The sequence below is a fragment of the Desulfovibrio porci genome (assembly GCF_009696265.1).
Lineage (GTDB): Bacteria > Desulfobacterota > Desulfovibrionia > Desulfovibrionales > Desulfovibrionaceae > Desulfovibrio > Desulfovibrio porci.
Genome location: NZ_VUMH01000005.1, coordinates 1 through 17,403, shown reverse-complemented (window position 1 = coordinate 17,403; position 17,403 = coordinate 1). Strand labels below are relative to the sequence as shown.

The 17,403-nt window shown below is 55.2% G+C and carries 16 protein-coding genes; 8 read left to right on the top strand and 8 right to left on the bottom strand.

Annotated elements, in window-relative coordinates; genetic code table 11:
- Positions 1-59: 59 nt before the first annotated feature.
- The gene (locus tag FYJ44_RS06215; RefSeq protein ID WP_154510238.1) at positions 60-1,397 is read right to left on the bottom strand and encodes a UDP-glucose dehydrogenase family protein; all 1,338 of its coding nucleotides are present in this window, start codon (positions 1,395-1,397) and stop codon (positions 60-62) included.
- A gap of 175 nt (positions 1,398-1,572) precedes the next feature.
- On the opposite strand from FYJ44_RS06215, the gene FYJ44_RS06210 reads away from it, so the two are divergent.
- From FYJ44_RS06210 to FYJ44_RS06190, 5 genes are all read left to right on the top strand, one after another.
- A complete protein-coding gene (locus tag FYJ44_RS06210) occupies positions 1,573-1,944 on the top strand; it encodes a holo-[acyl-carrier-protein] synthase (RefSeq protein WP_154510235.1) in 372 nt (123 codons plus the stop codon).
- Complete coding sequence (locus FYJ44_RS06205) at positions 1,944-3,566, top strand: NAD(P)H-hydrate dehydratase (RefSeq protein WP_154510232.1); 1,623 nt, start codon at positions 1,944-1,946, stop codon at positions 3,564-3,566. The genes FYJ44_RS06210 and FYJ44_RS06205 overlap by 1 nt, the downstream gene beginning before the upstream one ends.
- Entirely contained in the window at positions 3,554-4,036 is a 483-nt protein-coding gene (gene tsaE / locus FYJ44_RS06200) for a tRNA (adenosine(37)-N6)-threonylcarbamoyltransferase complex ATPase subunit type 1 TsaE (protein WP_288229492.1), read from the top strand. The genes FYJ44_RS06205 and tsaE overlap by 13 nt, the downstream gene beginning before the upstream one ends.
- Before the next feature lie 57 nt (positions 4,037-4,093).
- A complete protein-coding gene (locus FYJ44_RS06195) occupies positions 4,094-5,317 on the top strand; it encodes an aspartate kinase (RefSeq protein WP_154510229.1) in 1,224 nt (407 codons plus the stop codon).
- A gap of 83 nt (positions 5,318-5,400) precedes the next feature.
- Complete coding sequence (locus FYJ44_RS06190) at positions 5,401-6,606, top strand: cyclic di-GMP phosphodiesterase (protein ID WP_154510226.1); 1,206 nt, start codon at positions 5,401-5,403, stop codon at positions 6,604-6,606.
- Between the two features lie 78 nt (positions 6,607-6,684).
- Here the strand turns inward: FYJ44_RS06190 and FYJ44_RS06185 are convergent, their stop codons facing one another.
- Positions 6,685-7,335 (bottom strand): HAD-IA family hydrolase, encoded by a 651-nt coding sequence (locus tag FYJ44_RS06185; RefSeq protein WP_154510223.1) that lies wholly within the window; start codon positions 7,333-7,335, stop codon positions 6,685-6,687.
- Between the two features lie 209 nt (positions 7,336-7,544).
- On the opposite strand from FYJ44_RS06185, the gene FYJ44_RS06180 reads away from it, so the two are divergent.
- The gene (locus FYJ44_RS06180; RefSeq protein WP_154510220.1) at positions 7,545-8,699 is read left to right on the top strand and encodes a hypothetical protein; all 1,155 of its coding nucleotides are present in this window, start codon (positions 7,545-7,547) and stop codon (positions 8,697-8,699) included.
- Between the two features lie 70 nt (positions 8,700-8,769).
- Here FYJ44_RS06180 and FYJ44_RS06175 read toward each other — a convergent pair whose 3' ends face one another.
- Together FYJ44_RS06175 and FYJ44_RS06170 are read right to left on the bottom strand one after the other, a co-directional pair.
- Positions 8,770-10,572: a methyl-accepting chemotaxis protein gene (locus FYJ44_RS06175; protein WP_229772552.1), complete on the bottom strand. Its 1,803-nt coding sequence runs from the start codon at positions 10,570-10,572 to the stop codon at positions 8,770-8,772.
- 1,055 nt (positions 10,573-11,627) lie between these two features.
- Entirely contained in the window at positions 11,628-12,374 is a 747-nt protein-coding gene (locus FYJ44_RS06170) for a polysaccharide deacetylase family protein (protein ID WP_288229498.1), read from the bottom strand.
- A 1,126-nt stretch (positions 12,375-13,500) separates the two neighbouring features.
- Here FYJ44_RS06170 and FYJ44_RS06165 point away from each other — a divergent pair.
- Positions 13,501-14,169, top strand: a complete 669-nt coding sequence (locus tag FYJ44_RS06165) for a tyrosine-type recombinase/integrase (RefSeq protein ID WP_195840965.1) — start codon at positions 13,501-13,503, stop codon at positions 14,167-14,169.
- On the opposite strand, the gene FYJ44_RS15010 is transcribed toward FYJ44_RS06165, so the two are convergent.
- Positions 14,105-14,314, bottom strand: a complete 210-nt coding sequence (locus FYJ44_RS15010; protein WP_154510647.1) for a helix-turn-helix domain-containing protein — start codon at positions 14,312-14,314, stop codon at positions 14,105-14,107. The two genes, FYJ44_RS06165 and FYJ44_RS15010, sit on opposite strands and share 65 nt — an antisense overlap.
- A gap of 872 nt (positions 14,315-15,186) precedes the next feature.
- On the opposite strand from FYJ44_RS15010, the gene FYJ44_RS06155 reads away from it, so the two are divergent.
- On the top strand, positions 15,187-15,423 hold the full coding sequence (locus tag FYJ44_RS06155; RefSeq protein WP_154510211.1) for a hypothetical protein: 237 nt from the start codon (positions 15,187-15,189) through the stop codon (positions 15,421-15,423).
- Between the two features lie 354 nt (positions 15,424-15,777).
- Here the strand turns inward: FYJ44_RS06155 and FYJ44_RS06150 are convergent, their stop codons facing one another.
- The 3 genes from FYJ44_RS06150 to FYJ44_RS14620 form a co-directional block, all read right to left on the bottom strand.
- Positions 15,778-16,725: a ketoacyl-ACP synthase III gene (locus FYJ44_RS06150; protein ID WP_154510209.1), complete on the bottom strand. Its 948-nt coding sequence runs from the start codon at positions 16,723-16,725 to the stop codon at positions 15,778-15,780.
- Between the two features lie 44 nt (positions 16,726-16,769).
- On the bottom strand, positions 16,770-17,006 hold the full coding sequence (locus tag FYJ44_RS06145) for an acyl carrier protein (protein WP_154510206.1): 237 nt from the start codon (positions 17,004-17,006) through the stop codon (positions 16,770-16,772).
- 44 nt (positions 17,007-17,050) lie between these two features.
- Positions 17,051-17,403: hypothetical protein (locus FYJ44_RS14620; RefSeq protein ID WP_229772551.1), on the bottom strand; the 353-nt coding region annotated here is incomplete at its 5' end.

The following is a 17,403-nucleotide window of genomic DNA, read 5'->3' as shown; positions in this document are numbered from 1 at the left end:
AACGAGGCCGGCCGGGGCCGAAGATACGGCTCCGGCCGGCGTTTTTTGACCGGAAGAAGCTATACCCCCGTGGGGCGGCCGATGCAGAAGTAGGCAAAGCCGCGTTCGGCCATGGCTGACGGCGAATAGAGATTGCGCCCGTCAAACAGCAGAGGCGCGGTCAGCAGGGTTTTGATACGCGCAAAATCCGGGTTGCGGAACTGATTCCACTCCGTCACCACCAGCAGCGCCTGAGCCCCCCGGCAGAGAGCGTACTGATCGTCCAGAATCTCCACCAGTTCATTGCCCTTGAAAATACGGCGCGCGTTGTCGGCGGCCACGGGATCAAACGCGCGGATCTTCATGCCCGCGGCGGTAAGCGCATTGATGATGTCGATGGAAGCGGCCTCACGCATGTCGTCGGTGTTGGCCTTGAAAGCCAGGCCCCAGAGCGCCAGCGTCTTACCTTTGACGCCGCCCTGCGGTTCGAAATACTCCTGAATGCGTTCGGCCATATGCTTTTTCTGCCGGGCGTTGACCGCCTCCACGGCATTGAGCAGCATGGGCTCCACTCCGGCGCTTTCCGCCGTCTGGATCAGGGCCTTGACGTCCTTGGGAAAGCAGGAACCGCCGTAACCCACGCCCGGATAAATGAACTGATAGCCGATGCGCGAATCCGAACCGATGCCCGTGCGCACGTCGCGCACGTCGGCCCCCACCCTTTCGCAGATGGTGGCAATTTCATTGATGAAGGAAATCTTGGTGGCCAACATGCAGTTGGCCGCGTACTTGGTCATTTCCGCGCTGCGCACACCCATCACAATGAGTTTTTCCCTGGTGCGGGCAAAGGGGGAATACAGCTCGCGCATGATGGAAGCCGCCCGTTCGGAATCCGTGCCCAGAACCACCCGGTCCGGCTTCATGAAGTCCGAAATGGCGTCGCCTTCCTTGAGAAATTCAGGGTTGGACACCACGTCCACGTTCAGATCCAGGCCGCGTGCGGCCAGCTCTTCCTTGATGATGCCGCGCACCATGTCGGCGGTGCCCACGGGCACAGTGGATTTATCCACCACCACCAGCTCATTCCGCATATAACGGCCGATTTCATGAGCCACCTGACGCACGTAGCTCAGATCGCAGGAACCGTCCGGCTGCGGCGGCGTGCCCACGCAGATGAAGGCGCAGTCCGCGCCGGCGATGCCTTCTTCAAGGCTGGTGGTGAAGGACAGCCGGCCGTCAGCGCGACTGCGCCGCACCATGGGTTCCAGGCCGGGCTCAAAGATATGCACGGAACCGGCGTTGAGTTTTTCCACCACAGCGGGGTTCACATCCACGCAAATCACCGTATTGCCCATTTCCGCGAAGCAGGCCGCGCTGACCAGTCCCACATAGCCTGTACCGACGATGCACAATTTCATGGTATGCTGTTCTCCCTGCGTTCTTCGACCCTCAACAGGCTTGACGCCCCGGCCTAGAACGGGTCAGAATAGTGTTCTCGAATATGTCAGTATACGTTATTTTTCGCCAATGGGCAACCATCAGGCGGCCAGGACAGACGGGACGGTCAACGGCTCTCCCGCGGAGGAACGGAGCATGATCGTCGGACTGGGCATAGACATTGCCGAGATGGCACGCCTTGCCAAGGTGTATGAAAAATTTGGACGCCGCTTTCTGGAAAAATTTCTTACGCCGACGGAGCTGGCATCCCTGCCTGCCCAGCCCCTGCCCTATATCGCCGGACGCTTCGCCGCCAAGGAAGCGGCGGTCAAGGCGCTGGGCACGGGTTTCAGCCGGGGCGTCGGCCCCCGGCAGATCGAAACGGGCCGCAACGCGCTCGGTGAACCGCAGCTTCGCTTTCTGGATCAGGCTCTGGCCCGGGCCCAACGTCTGGGCGTGCGGCACAGCCGCCTTTCCATCAGCCATGAACGCAGCGTAGCCGTGGCTGTCGTCATTCTGGAGACATAATGCGCAGCCTTGCCGAATTCTTAGAACTCCTCCCTCCCCTGCCACTGCCCGCTGAAATGCGGGCCTGGGACGCGGCGGCCGTGAAATTGGGCCTGCCGGAAGTCCTGCTGATGGAAAACGCGGCCAGAGCGGCCTTTGACGTACTGCGCGCCTACCGCCCGCATCTGGCCGGACAGACGGTATGGCTGTTCATGGGCAGCGGCAACAACGGCGGCGATGCCGCCTGTCTGGCCCGCCATCTGCTGGATGCAGGCGCGCGGCCGCTGGTGCTGCACACAAAAGCGCTGGGCGCGTACAAGGGCGTCACGGCCAAGCATCTTCGCATAGCCCGGTCCGTCGGCGTGCCCTTTGCCCCGCTGGCCCGGCACGACTGGCAAGAACCGCCGGACATTCTGGTGGACGGACTGCTGGGCACCGGCTTCAACGGCGAACTGCGTCCCACCCTGCGGACAATCGTTGAGCGCATCAACCAGCTGGTGCCTTCCCGCTTTGTCCTGGCCCTGGATATCCCCTCCGGACTCAACGGCACAAGCGGCCGGCCGTCGCCCGTGGCGGTACGGGCCACGGCCACTGTCAGTTTTGCGGCGGCAAAACCCGGCCTGATTCTGCCCTGGGCCCGTCCCTGGACCGGCCGCCTGCATGTCCGCGCCATCGGCATCCCGGCTGTAACGCGTGACGCGTGCCCGTGCGGCGCGTATCTTCTTGACGGGCGTTGCCTGCGCGCTCTGCCCGGCCTGCCGGAGAACAGCTATAAAAACAGCTTTGGGCATGCGCTGGTACTGGGCGGCGCGCCGGGGCTCAGCGGCGCTGCCCACCTGGCGGCACGGGCGGCCTTGCGCGCGGGCGCGGGCCTCGTGACGGCGGCAGCTCCGGCAGCCGCGCTGGCGGACATCAAAAGCGGCTGGCCGGAAATCATGACTTTGGCCCTGACCGGGCCCGGCGCGCACCAGTGGCCTGACAGCGTGTCCGAAGCGTTGCAAGAGCTTTGCGCGCGCTGCACGGCTCTGGTGGCGGGACCCGGCATGGGACGCGGCGAGGACGCGGCCCGCTTTCTGGAGGCCCTGCTGAATCTGTCGCAGCGCCCGCCCACGGTTTTTGACGCCGACGCCCTGATGCTGCTGGCACGCCGCCCCGCCCTGCTGGAGCAGCTGACGGAACGCGACATTCTGACGCCCCATCCCGGCGAAGCGGCGGCCCTGCTGGCCTGCTCCACAAGCGAAATCCAGGCCGCCAGACCAGCCGCGCTGGCCAGGCTGTGTTCCCGCTGCGCGGGCGTTGTTGTGTTGAAAGGCGCGGGCACACTGGTCGGACAGTCAGGCGCGCCACTGCTGGTCAGTCCCTATGACGTGCCGCAACTGGCTATGGGCGGTTCAGGCGACGTGTTGGCGGGCTGCCTGGGCGGGCTGTTGGCGCGCGGCGACGGCGCGGATCTGCCCAGCCTCGGCGTGGCGGGCGTGGGAGTGGCGCTGCACGCTCTGGCGGGCCGCCTCTGCGCCGCCACCTGGCCGGAACGCGGCAACAGGGCCTCCGAACTGGCCGATGCCCTGCCCAAGGTCCGGACAGGCCTCACGTACGCCACAACGGATCAGATCCGCCAGGAGGTGCTGCCGTGGCCGGAATAGTGTTGCGCAATCTTGAGGAAACGCGCCGTATGGGCCGCTGGCTGGCCGCCCATCTGCCGGGCTCCGGCGTGCGCGCGCTGCTGCTGCGCGGCCCTCTGGGCAGCGGCAAGACCACCCTGACCAGCGTACTGGTCCAGGCTTTACCCGGCGGCGACGAGGCGGAAGTGGCGAGCCCTTCTTTTACCCTGTGCAACCATTATCCCACCACGCCGCCGATACTGCACTGCGATTTGTACCGCAGCCCGGGCGGCCTGCCTGACGAAATCCTGGACGGTCTGGAAAATCCCGCCATTCTGACCGTGGTGGAATGGGCTGAATACCTTCCCCCGGCTGATCTGCCGGAAGAAATTCTGGACATCTCGCTACAAGCGTGCGAAGAAAGTCGCTTGATAACACTGCAAGCACGCGGGCCCGGCGCTACGGCCCTGCTGCAAAGCCTGTGTGCGCAGTGGCCGGAAAGCGACGGATGAGTCCCGATGCGCAGGCTGGCTGCGCACTATGACAAATCGCGGACAATGGATACAGGCATGAAAATTCTCGTACAGAAATTCGGCGGCACTTCAGTGGCGACGCTGGAGAGTATGAAACAAGTGCGTGAAAAGGTGCTGGACGGCCTCAAACGCGGCAACAAGGTCATTGCCGTGCTGTCGGCCCGTGCCGGGGAAACCAACAAACTGCTGGCCCTGGCCGATGAATGGTCGCCCACGCCTGACAAGGCGGAATGCGACGTGCTGGTTTCCACCGGCGAGCAGGTTTCCATCAGCCTTTTCACCATGCTGCTCAAAGATATCGGCATTCGTGCCCGTTCGCTGCTGGGCGGACAGATTCCCGTCACCACGGACGACGATTTCGGCCGCGCGCGTATTTTGTCCATTGACAGCAAGGTGCTGCGCGCCCATCTCGACCAGCACGACGTGCTGGTGGTAGCCGGTTTTCAGGGCTGCACCGAAGACGGGCGCATCACTACGCTCGGACGCGGAGGGTCGGACACCTCGGCTGTGGCCCTTGCCGCCGCCTTGGATTCAGCAGAGTGCGAGATATATACGGATGTTGACGGCGTCTACACCACAGATCCCAACATCTGCTCCACAGCCCGCAAAATGGACCGCGTGGCCTATGAAGAAATGCTGGAAATGGCCAGCATGGGGGCCAAAGTCCTGCATATCCGCTCCGTGGAATTCGCCAAAAAATATAAAGTCCCTGTGCGTGTGCGCTCCACGTTCAGCGATGACCCCGGCACTCTTGTCACTCAGGAGGACTCCAGCATGGAAGCTGTTCTCGTTTCCGGCATTGCTTACGACAAAGACCAGGCCCGCGTGACTCTGCGCGATCTGCCCGACGTGCCCGGGATGGCCGCGTCCGTCTTCGGCCCCCTTTCCGAAAAGGGCGTTCTGGTGGACATGATCGTCCAAAACACCAGCCAGGACGGCCACACCGACATGACCTTCACCATCTCCCGCAAGGATCTGCCGCAGACGCTGGAGCTCATGACCGAAGTGGCCCGGAAAACCGGCGCCTCGGAAGTACTGCACGACGTGAGCGTGGCCAAGGTTTCGGCCATCGGCGTGGGCATGCGCAATCATTCCGGCGTGGCCGCGCGGGCCTTCGCGGCTCTTACCCAGGAAGGCATCAATATTTTGATGATCAGCACCTCGGAAATCAAGATCACCATCCTGATTCAGGAAAAGTACGTTGAACTTGCCGTGCGTATTCTGCACGACACCTTCGGCCTGGACTGGGACATCGGCTAGCTGTTGTTCCCATGACATTAGAACAGCCAACGGGCTGATAACTATCTGAGTAATGTCCACACTCAGAAAAGTCTGTTTTTTCAATGCCTCCTATTAAAATAGCTGTCGCAGATCTTCAGCCCGGCATGTACGTCGTTGATACGGGCATATCCTGGCTCAAAGCGCCCATGTTGTACGCCGAACAAGGGTTGATAGCGTCTGAAGAAAAAATAGCCGAGATTATCGGGCAGGGATATACTGAGGCGTATTACGACCCGGAGCAGTCGCACGTATGTCCCAAGCAGGAAATGTCCCTCGACGGCGCGGGGGATGCGCCCCGGAAAGATGAAGCGCGCGCGCCTCTGGCTGAAGAGCTGGTACAGGCGCGGACTGTGTATGCCGACTCGTTCAGACATGTAAAAAAGTTCATGCGCTCCATTCAGAGCGGCCCTGTGGATATTGCTGCTTCAGAGCCTTATGTGGAAGGCATCATCAGCAGCCTCAGCCGCAATGCGGATGCCCTGATTTCCCTGTCAAAGCTGAAGACGTATGATGAATATACCTATGTTCACTCCGTCAATGTGACCATATTTGCAGTAGCCTTTGCCCGTTATCTCGGGTTTGACGATTCAAAGCTGCATCTGGTGGGTATGGCCGGTCTGTTTCATGACATCGGCAAGGAACTGATCCCTCCCGAGATTTTGAACGCACCACGTCGGTTGACGGATGCGGAATTCGAGATCATGCGCTCTCATGCCCTGCTCGGCTATGAGGAACTAAAAAAAGTAGAGGGCATTGCCTCTGAAATCCTCGCCGGCGTCGTCCAGCACCACGAGAAACACAACGGCACCGGTTATCCCCGGCGGCTTGTGGGCAGACAAATCAGCATATACGCGCACATTCTTTCCGTAGCCGACTGTTACGACGCGCTTTCGGCCAGAAGAGTCTATAAGGATCCTCTGCCGCCCAGCAAAGCTCTGGGGATTATGTACGGCATGCGGGGAGAGGCCTGGAAACCGGATTTTGTGGAAAACTTCATCAAAATGCTGGGCATTTATCCGGTGGGCACACTTGTGGAGCTTTCCACGGGGCATCGGGGCGTGGTTTCCCGGTCCAATCACAATTTTCCGGCGCAGCCTTGTGTCATTGTCGCCCAAAGTCCAGAGGGGCAACCTCTCGCTCCGCGCACAATGGATCTGGCGGCGCAGCGCAATGTCAGCATTACGCGTACGCTCAAGGATGATGAAGCGGCAGGTTTCGACGTGCTAGCATTGCTCGGCGATCAAAACGCCGAAGCAGCTCTTGTCTGAGCTCAGCCTTTTCAAAATGCCCCACGCTGTCCGCCTGAACAAGTCCTTGAACGCATAGCGGTTCGGGGGTAATCCGTTCTAAAGCTCCCCGAGCAACAAACGCCGCAAATCCGGCACAGTCGCGCAAAGATAGTCCGCGCGGGCTTCCGCCAATTCCTCACGCGAGCCATATCCGTACAAGACGCCGGCGCAGGCCATGCCCACCGCATGCGCGCCCTGCACATCATATTTACGGTCTCCCACCATCAGACAGGACCGCATATCCTCAATGCCCCACTGCGCGCAGGCATAGCGCAAGACATCCGTCTTGTTGTTGCGGGCGCCGTGCAGCTCAGCCCCGGCCACAAGAGAAAAAAAGCCGTTGATCCGAAAATGCTCCAGAACCCGGCGGGCAAACGGCTCGGGCTTGGATGTGGCCACACAGAGCCGACGTCCTTGCCCCTGAAGCTCACGCAATAAGTCCGCTATGCCGTCATAGAGGCTGTTTTCAAAAATACCTTTAACATTGTAATATTCCCGGTATTTCTGGATAGCCAGATCCACGCGCGCCGCATCGTTGTCGAAAAAAGGCGCGAAGGAATCCCGCAGCGGCGGTCCGATAAAGGGGATCAGTTGTTCAGACGGCACATGCATATGAAAAAAATTCAGCGCATGTTCCACGGAACGGATGATGCCGGGCTTGGAATCCGTCAACGTGCCGTCCAGATCAAAGAAAATATGCGTCGACATGAAAATCCTTCAGGCAAAAGATAAAAAACGGCCGTGCCGTTGTGATATTGTAAAGATCCGGCGTAAGCCAGTCAATGCGGGGCCGCCCTGAATGCGCGCTTTTACCGCGTGGACAAAGCCGCGCCCCAAAGCTATCTTCAAAAACGCGGAAGCTGCATATTGCCAGGCGGCATGTCCGCTAGCCCCGTGGCGCTGATGCAGGAGGAAGTATGGACCGACGCGCCTTTTTGTGGATGACTCTGACGGCTCTGGCCGGAACGGGTTGCGTATCCCGCTCCCAGTCCGGATCTCTCCTGCCGCCCGTGGATGCCGACATGACATACAGCCCCGGCTCCCCGGCGGAAGCCAAAGCTATCTTCAAGGAATTCACAGGCACCGCCTGGAATGCAGCTGTTCCCGAAAGCGGGAAGGAAAACCGCTGGGTGAGCAATACCCCGGGAAACACGCCAGAGAATGCCGAGTCCCCACCCTCTGTGGCGGACGAAAGCGAAAAATCCGCCAGAACCGCTCCACAGGCCGAGCAACCCGCCGGAGCGAGGGAAAAAGCTGCACCAACCACGCGGAAAGAACATAATGGCCAACGCCCGCCACCAGCTTCCGGCCCAACGGCGAAGCGGAAAAAAGAATCCGAATCCGCCTCTCTTCCGGCCACACCGCGCGCCCGCGTGGGAGACGCCCGCCGGGCGGTGAACGGCGTCATCACCATCCACCCCGGCGAGGTTGTGCAGTTTGAGGCTCAGGGCTACTGTCTCGACCCGGACCGGCCCGCCCCTTCCGAGGGCGAACCCATGCGTTTTATTCCTATGGCCAGCTTGATCAATTTCCGCCTGCGTCGCCTCTTTTACAAAGTTCTGCACATGGCCGGCAGACAAAACACGAGCTACGCCGCCGACTTTCAGAATGTCGTCTGGGCCATCCGCACGGCGGACGCCAAACAGAACTCCTGGGGAGACGAATTGGGCGGCGCTGAAAAACTCCTGCTCAATGTCGCCATGCCCGGTGGGGCGGCCCTTTTGCAGCAAGTGCGCCGTACCGCCACCGGCAGAACGGAAGGCGGCCGGGGCCTCGCGCCGCTGGTGCCCGGCGTGAATTTCTCCGCTGACAGCCGTTTGCATCTGGAGCAGCTTTTCCGCCAGACGCCTCGCGGAGCCATCCCCCACAGTGACGCCCAGTTTTCCATGCTTTCCAGCGGGGTGGCCGGGCGGGCCGAAAATCTCGGAAGGCTGCGGGTACGCTGGCAGATTGCCAACAGCTCGGAGAAGGACTTTACCTTTGATGCCGCTCAGTGGGCTCTGGACCCGCAACGTAAGGTTCAGCGTGAAGCGCTTCCACCCCCGTCCTCAGGCCTGGTGGTTAAAGCCTGAGTCAGACTCTCATGATGCAACAAAGCCCCGTCCGGGGCTTTGTTGCATCATGAGAAGAGTTGCGTACCTGTTATGAAAGCGGAATACTGGCTGCCGCATTTTTCTTGATTTGTTCCGTACTGAGGGAGAGCGGCTGAATCCATTGCAGACCGCAATACTGGTCATCCTTCCAGACAAGCATGGCCCGCTCATGCAAATGCCAGGGCGCCTGCTCCAGCACGATATCCACCTGCTCGTCCTGCTCCGCCCGTACGGGGTCCAGATACTGCACACAGATGCCGGTGGTGCTGATATTGACCACAAAAAGACGTACCTTCCGGCCCTTGTGTTCGAGAAAGCCTTCCGTAGGACTTTCCAATGAAATACGTTCGGCCCGGCGTTTGTCGTCACGCATAGAGTCAATAATGCGTCTGAGTTGCTGAGAGAGTTCGCCCAATTCCGTCACCTGCTGGGTGCTCTCCTCCATGTTGGCGGCGGATTCCTGCGCGTTTGAGCTCAGACTTTTCATCCGTTCTCTGATGCTGTCTGTAATGGAGCTCTGGGTTTCAGCGGCGGACGCGATGGCGTGAATTTCAGCAGCCGTCTTGCGGGCCATGTCCAGAATGCGGTTGAGAATCGCCCCGAACTGGCTGATGAATTCCTTTGACTCCGTGGAGAGTTCCACAGCCTGACTGGTGGAGCGCGAACTTGTCTGCGCGCTGGACTGGATGGATTTGACCGCCTGGGCCACCTCTCCGGTGGCCTGCATGGTCTTTTCCGCCAGCTTGCGCACCTCATCCGCCACCACGGCAAAGCCCCGACCGGCTTCTCCGGCTCGTGCCGCCTCAATGGCCGCGTTCAGGGCGAGCAGATTGGTCTGGTCCGCGATATCCTCAATGAGCGTAATCACATGGCTGACATTGGTGGAATGCTCGTTCAACTTATCCATATTGCCCGCCAGAGCATGAATCTGCGCCGTAAGCCGCCCGACGCCCTCAATGGCCTGCTCCACCATGGCCGCGCCCCGCCCTGCTTCTTCCTCCGAGGCTTGAGCGTTGAGCGTGGCATCCGCCGCCCGTTCGGCAATATGCGTCATGGTCGCGTTCATGTCCTCGACCTCACCGGAGGTCTGTTTGGAGGCTTCGTCCTGCTCGCGGGCGATACCGGAAGTTGTGGCAAGCTGGGCAATGACAGTCTCAAAGACCTGAGACTGGCGCTGGGCAACAGCCTGCGCTTCACTGGCGGATTCGGCGATGGTGTCATGCAAAGACGCAATGCGCTGACGGTTGTTGTATTCCTCGGTAATATCAAAGACCATGTCGATATAACCGACATGCTCGCCCGCACGGTCATTCAGCGGAACCACCATGGCTTTGAGCGTGCCCATGCCCGGTTGATGGAAAACCACATCCTTGATGCCTCGCAAGTAGCACTCCAAAGCACAGTGCTCTGTATTACAGACAACAGCCCCCCAATTGGAACACTGCTTGCCCAACAAATCCCCGCAGAGCATACCGAACTGCTTTTCCGCCGCCGTGTTGACAAAGGTGAAATTGCGATCTTTATCCAGCGTCGCCAGCGGATTGGGCAGTGAATTGAGAATGTCCCTGTACTGCGACGATTGATCCAGCACGATATCCAGAGCCCGATTCAGCGCTGTGGCCATATCGCCCAATTCGCCCCCGGCCTTCTCATGCCAGCGGACTTCAAAGTCTCCGGAAGCCAGCTTCTCAGCAAACACCCTGCCGCGCTGAATTGGTTTTTCGATATTCATTCCCACCAGAAACCCCAGAATCAACACACAGACGCTAAATGTGGCGCCCCAGCCCCAGAGCTGTACACCCCCGTCAGCCGGGCCTGTGGACGGCGTTTGCGGCAAACCGGATGTCGCCATACATATGATTATGAAAATGAATGCAACACAGACCACATTACAAGCCAGAAGCTTGTAATGAACTCGTAAAGACCGCCACATGATTTTACCCCTCTCTATGGTGCATGTAAGGCGCCGGAGAAACATGCAGCACCATTCTCCGGCATGGACAGTGAACCCCTTCCCACTACAAACCCGCTATCCGGGCAGCATCGCGCGACAGTAGCGCGACCGGATGCGGATATTGTCTATATTGAAACCAGATCATATCCGGTTTTATTTTTCATTCAGAACCGCCAGCGTGGACGAAGCGTAATGTATTCAAGAGGATATTGACAGGGGCCATACCTGCCAAGACATCCCGACCAACCTCAAAACAGCGTATCGAACTAGGGGTTGGTCGAAAACAGCCTTCAAATTAAACATATCTTTTTACTAAAATTATCCTGAATCATGTACTTTGCCAAGCTTATCGGCAGCAAGAATAATTATTATAGGTCACTCAGTTCACTAAAATAACACTATGAAAAGATGGTTTGAAGTTTTTCATTTTCGACTGCCCCGCGAACAGTCTGCAAAAAATGGATTTGGGAACTAAATCTTAAGTTATCGACAAAAATATTCTGTTATCTATGCGAGATAGCTTGCTATGATGATAATTATGAAACAATACGCCCTGAGAAGACGGCGACATGGGCATACATGATGGCGATAGATTTACCATTGCGCCAAGCGATATGCGAGACAGCCCTGTCTAACAGGCATAATTCACCAGAAGTGGAGCTGACAACGGCATGACGCGCGTGATGCCCCGCCAGAAGCACAGATCAGGTGATTACCATGGATATAGTCCATGAGGAACGGGGCAGCAGCGCCAGGATGGCGCGCGCCAAACAGGCCTGGATATACCAGCGCCACTGTCGGGTCCGGTTCCGCAATGGTTCAAAGACGCGCGCAAGGCCGATAAAGGAAAAAAGAGATAGTGGAGAAACGAGGAGGCTATGCCGCCGTGGGAATGGCGCAATATGTTGGGAGCAAACGCCGAAAAGGATCAGACGTCCGGTTTACGCAAACAGCTAATCCATCTTTCTGTGCATGGACGCCCGCCTGCCTGTGCCGTCCACGCCAAAACGCGCGTCCAACGCCTTATTGTCGCCGGGTTTGTTGAAATAACCGTCCCGCGTACTCAAGGGCTCCCCCAAGGCCAACAAGGTACCTGCCGTCACAAAATGATATCCTTTGCGGCGCAGTTCGCGCACCACGCCTTTCAGCAGCGACGCCGTGCCCGTGGGCACACGGTTGGCATGAAAGAGAAGAATGGAGCCGGGCCGTACGCGGCGCGCCACATCCACGGCCAACTCCGGGCGGCTGTTATCCGCCATGGTCTCGGCCACCACATCCCACTGGATGACCCGCAAACCCAACCGGGCCAGGAGCGTCAGGGCCTGATCCGAGCAACGCCCGTACGGCAGCCGGAACAATTCGGGCACGGGCGGCATGTTCGGCGCGGGCATACCCGCAGCTTCTGCCCGCCGGAGGATGTCCTCGCGCAACGTCTCATATTCCGTCTGGGTCCAGAGCGCCTGATCACGCATGCTTTGCTGGTCCATAATGCCGAAATTGCCGTGTGACCAAGCATGGTTGCCGATTTCGAATCCAGGTTCGGCCATCAGTTGCTTGGCCCGTTCCGCGTGGGTGCGCATCCATTTGCCGCCCATAAAAAGAGTGGCCGGAATATGCTCGCGCCGCAAAAAATTGATGACGTCCGCGTCATATCCCGTGGTGACGGTGGCCAGTTCGCAGAGGTCAAATGTCAGAGCCACGGCCTTCAAGTCACCCGGCAATCTCACCCGGCGGATGGTCCCCTCTTCCTGCGAGGTCAAGGGCGGGAGTTGTGTGAACGGTACACGCCGTTGCGGCGGCGCGCTGTTGTTGGGAAGAGCACGGCGCAGATCTTCGGGCCTGGCCTGCCAGGCACGTTCCTCATCCTGCTCGGTCGTTGCGGCGACGGTACGGGATCCCGGCTGGCTCCATGCCGATGAAGAAGGCGGGCAGCAGGTGACCGCCAGACACAAAACAAAGCAGAAAAGCCGGGTTCCGGCTGATACCAACATGGCGCTTTCATCCTCGATAGCTTAACGGCATAACCTAAACGCAAAAAAACAGGCAGCCGCAACAATGTAATTGCCTGCGTTTCCGGCTGGTGCGCCCGGCAGGAATCGAATCTGCGGCCTACAGCTTAGGAGCCCATTCTGGGCGAAAGATACGCTTGCATCTCCTTGTATCTCTGTGTACAAAATCCTGTGAATATAAAGCCTTACGAGATGGTGACGGATATGGAGAGATTGCGCGAGAATCGCAATCAGGTCGCAAAATCCGATTTTAGGTCGCAATGAGGTGCAAGATGAGCCATCGAAAATCCACCAAATATCCTGGTGTTCAAGTCCGTGAAAGCGCAGATCGGAGATACAGAGGACGCCCTGATATGTGCGACACCATAGACTATCGTGACACAACGGGCAAGCGAGTCCGCAAGGATGTAGGATGAGCGAGTGAGGGATTCTCTGCTGCGCTTGCATCCGAGATGAGGGCACGCCTTGTAAACGAAGCCAAGACCAATGCTGCGATGGGGGAAGCGGCTTTGCCCCGTGCCACGAATATCACCTTGGGGCAGGCATGGGAGCACTATTTGCGTGACTGGCTTGAGGCGAATGGGAAAACAACCGGCCCGGATTTGAGTTTGATACGCGGACATCTCAAACCTCTCTGCGCACTGCCCTTGCAACAAATAACAGCACACCGGCTTGATCAGCTCATGGGTGAAATGCGTGCCGCAGGGAAATCCGCCCAGACCATAAGGCACGCTGTCGGGCTTGTGCGCAGGGTCATGCGGCGTATGCGTATGTGGCAGCTCTACAGAGGGCCGATGCCTTTTGAAGAGGTCTGACCTTGCCCAGGACCAACAATGCGCGAGAGCGTTTCCTTACGCCTCAAGAGGCCAGAGCTCTGCTCGATGAATTGAAGAGACGGAGCCATCAGACATGGCTGATGGCACTGGTGAGTATGCATTGCGGCCTGCGCTTTGGCGAGATTGCCCGCCTGCGCCGGGCTGATGTGCGCTTTGAGAGCAATACCCTCTATATTGCTGAATCCAAAAGCGGACGCTCGCGATACGCGGTCATGACAGATGAAGTGGTCATGACTCTGTGCGATTTGCCCAAAGGCCCAATGAGTGCTCTGCTTTTCCCAGCGAGAGATGGTGGTGTCATGAGGGCTGCGTCTGAATCCTTCAACCGTGCTGTGGATAAACTTGGGCTGAATAATTCCGGTGAAGTCATCAGAAAGGCAGATGGACGGGAAACGCATCTGAAAATTCAGGACAGACGGCAGCGTGTTGTCTTCCATACCTTGCGGCATACCTATGCCTCTTGGCTGCCCTGTGGTGGGCAGGCGCAGCTCACCATTGCAGACAGGCTGGGCCATCATTCGCTGAAAATGACCAAGCGCTACACCCATCTTATGGATGCAACCCGCAATATCACGGCCAAAACCATCAGCGCGACATTCCATCAAAACGTCCCTGAATCTCCTGAGAGTCTACCGTCAGAATGCGATTAGTAGCTTGCCAAATATCAAGGTCAGCTTTTGAATAACGCACTGCCCGGCCCGACTTATGATAAACCGGGCCTATTTTTTGACACCGCCAACTGCGCAGTGTGTTGGGCGAGACGCCAAGGTATCGTGCGGCTTCGTTCTCAGGCATGCTTCCAGTCGAGGTTTGAGTAATACCTTTCAATGCCTGACTGACGCCATCACGAACAGCGCTCGCAACCAGATAGTGTAGCTGCTCTGGGCTGACAACAATAACTTGACTCATACTGCACATTAGGTCTTGATTAATGACATATCATCAAGGGTCAATATTTTGCCAACAGCGTTGATAGCATAAAGAAATAAGCTGACGAGTAGATATGCAATTGTTTTGTTCTTTTATTTTTCAGTTCTTATTACAATGCCAAGCTCTTCGGCAATTTCTGCATTGCTGTAGCCCTTAAAAAAAGATCAAAAATCTTCGTCTCTGCAGGTGTAAGGTTCTGCATGGCTTTTTTCCTACGAAAAGGTATTTCCTACTTCGTACCACGTTGAAGAAAAGCTGGGCAGTGGCCTTTTTACTAGGTTTGCAAAATTTTTTGTTTTTTCTTGGAGCGAAAAAAATGTTGGAATTTTAAGAAGTTATACGCAAAAAGGCCAGCAACCCGCGATTTTGCCCTCACTGCGAGGGTAAATCGCGAGCGTTGGCGCTCTGGCGGGGTACCCCTCTTCAATTGCAGGGGGTCAGCGTTGAGAATAGTATAGTCTGTGGGAGACCTGAGGGGCTTGCAAATAACCGCAAATAACTGCGGGAAGGCATCAGTTGCACCCACGTGGCATTATAAGGAGAGAGGGACAGGATCAAGGAAGAAAGCCATGGCCGGACATGGCCTTTGCCCTCAATCATTGTGGACGCTTACAAATATTATATCATTATAAAGGCTTATTCACAGAAAATGGACATCAAAAGTCACAGCTCATAATTGCTACACATTCAGAAGGAGTATTTGCGAAGCTTTAAAAGATAAAAATACAAAAGTAATTGTGCTTAAAATTGATCAAAAAGGGAATATTTCTTTAGGAAATTCTGTTACTCCATTAGTTCTAAATAATAAATCAAGTGCAGAAATTAATTATCAGGCATTTAGAACAGCATCGACAGATTATCATAATGCTCTGTATGGCTATATTGAAGCTGAAAACTTGAAAAATAAATATGCAAGCACGCAAGAAAAAATAACTTATACCAGACTGAATAAAAATGGAGAAGAAACAGAATAATATATATGTTTATCAGAAAAAAATTAGGCATATAATACATCATCCGGAAAATAAAAATAATAGCTACAGTGATAGTGATATTAAGCAATATATTGAGAATATGCGTACATATATTGGGACGAAAATAAAATATTATATTAATTTAGAACAGCCGTGACTTTCATAATAACAATGATGTGTCTAACGCCATGCGAGTATATTGTCGATTTAATATGACAGAATGACTAGGCATAGTTCAAAAATCGTATCGGTTCGGCTCGAAAGCCAGGCGATGGGCATCCAAATGTCTGCCTAATGCCGTGCGATACCCTGCTTTTGCGCTACCCCTGAACGGATACGAATTTCTTTATATCTTCAAAGCTCAGTATGGAATAGAACACTAGCTCCCCATGACAGGCCGACACCAAAGCCTGAAATCAGAATGTTTTTGAAATTACTATCAAGGCGAGAGAGCGCAATTGGGATAGTAGAAGAAACACAATTGCCTATATCTTGAAGGAGGAAGGGAACAGTAGCATTGGGCAGAGATAGCCTTTGCCCAATAGTATCAACAATAAATTTTGAGGCATGATGCAATAGCAGGCAATCTATATCTTCTTTATCCAGTTTGTTATTCTCTACGCATTGTTTAATTATGTCAGGTATTGTACTCAAAGAAAAATTGAATATATCACGACCTTTCATATCAAGAATGCCATTTGACAAGAGACATAAAGAATCTGCTCGGCTACCATCTGTGCCAAAGCAGGATTTTCCTAATTTATATTTAGGTGAATTAGATAATAAAGTGCAAGTGGCTGCATCTCCAAAAAGAAGCTGTGTATTAGCATCATTATAATTCAGGATAGAAGAATAAGGGTCTGCCGTAAATAAAAGACCATTGTTAATATTGTTTAGTTGCATAAAAGCACAGGCTATGCTCAACGCATAAACATAGCCAGAACATCCAAGCCCAATATCAAAAGCAGCAATATTTGTAGAAAGACCTAATTCGTTTTGTAATAAAGCTGAGATGTGGGGAAGAGCATGACCGCCATCAGGGTTTTGCGTAACGACTATCAGTAATTCACAACTTTCGGGTCTAAAACTATGCTTTTTAGTTAAATCGTTAAAGGCATCTTTGCATAAAGATTGCAGGCTTTGCTCTTGCCCCATGCGGCGCAGTGTGAGAAAGCCAATTTTATCTCTTATAAAATCTTCTGACTTACTATAAGAGGCTGCCGCTTGTATATTATCAATGCAGTGGCTTCCAAGGGCGTAGCCTATATTTTCAATCCCATAAGCCAGCATATTATGCAGCATATTTCACGAACCTGTTTTTGCAATATGCTTTTTGAATGAACAGCCTAGCCACGAATATGATCCAAGATATCCTGAACACTTAAAAGTTGCGCAGTTCCCTCATCTTCATTCATCTCAAGCTTGACTTGAAAACGCTCCTCAACAAGAAAATAGACATTCATCAAATCAAGGGAATCTAGGCCCTCCGCTGTAAGTGGGGTATCAGGCATGATTTCTCGTTTCGCCAGCTTCGGCTTGACATCTCTAATAATTTCAATAATATCTTGAGAAGTTACAGACATATTTCACTCCTTGATAGTGCAGTTGGCTTATTTGGGGATGAGAATCAAGCCCTGTCTGACGGCGTTTGTTTGGCTATATTACGATACATTATTTGCCCACAGTGGACATCATTTCTATAAATGGCCAGTCGAAACATAGCATTGCCTATCAGATTAATCAGGCTCAACTTCAAAGTACAGGGCTTTGAAATAAGGTTATGTATATCAAGCTGCGTTACAAACCAGCCAGACTGCTTACCTGTGATGTGAATTGCCAAATGTTTACCTAGGTGTAATGTTCCAATAGGTTGTTCACCCTGCCTCAAGCCGGTAAAGCTGGAGTTGACAGACAACAGTAAACCGAGCCGAGGACAGGGTGAACAGCCATAAGAATGCCAAATTGACTGCACGCGGTCGA

Bases quoted from the DNA above. Each gene is read 5' to 3' on its own strand.
- FYJ44_RS06215 (WP_154510238.1), bottom strand. From the start codon at position 1,397: ATGAAATTGTGCATCGTCGGTACAGGCTATGTGGGACTGGTCAGCGCG.
- FYJ44_RS06210 (WP_154510235.1), top strand. From the start codon at position 1,573: ATGATCGTCGGACTGGGCATAGACATTGCCGAGATGGCACGCCTTGCC.
- FYJ44_RS06205 (WP_154510232.1), top strand. From the start codon at position 1,944: ATGCGCAGCCTTGCCGAATTCTTAGAACTCCTCCCTCCCCTGCCACTG.
- FYJ44_RS06195 (WP_154510229.1), top strand. From the start codon at position 4,094: ATGAAAATTCTCGTACAGAAATTCGGCGGCACTTCAGTGGCGACGCTG.
- FYJ44_RS06190 (WP_154510226.1), top strand. From the start codon at position 5,401: ATGCCTCCTATTAAAATAGCTGTCGCAGATCTTCAGCCCGGCATGTAC.
- FYJ44_RS06185 (WP_154510223.1), bottom strand. From the start codon at position 7,335: ATGTCGACGCATATTTTCTTTGATCTGGACGGCACGTTGACGGATTCC.
- FYJ44_RS06180 (WP_154510220.1), top strand. From the start codon at position 7,545: ATGGACCGACGCGCCTTTTTGTGGATGACTCTGACGGCTCTGGCCGGA.
- FYJ44_RS06175 (WP_229772552.1), bottom strand. From the start codon at position 10,572: ATGGCGACATCCGGTTTGCCGCAAACGCCGTCCACAGGCCCGGCTGAC.
- FYJ44_RS15010 (WP_154510647.1), bottom strand. From the start codon at position 14,314: ATGCCTGAGAACGAAGCCGCACGATACCTTGGCGTCTCGCCCAACACA.
- FYJ44_RS06150 (WP_154510209.1), bottom strand. From the start codon at position 16,725: ATGCTGCATAATATGCTGGCTTATGGGATTGAAAATATAGGCTACGCC.
- FYJ44_RS06145 (WP_154510206.1), bottom strand. From the start codon at position 17,006: ATGTCTGTAACTTCTCAAGATATTATTGAAATTATTAGAGATGTCAAG.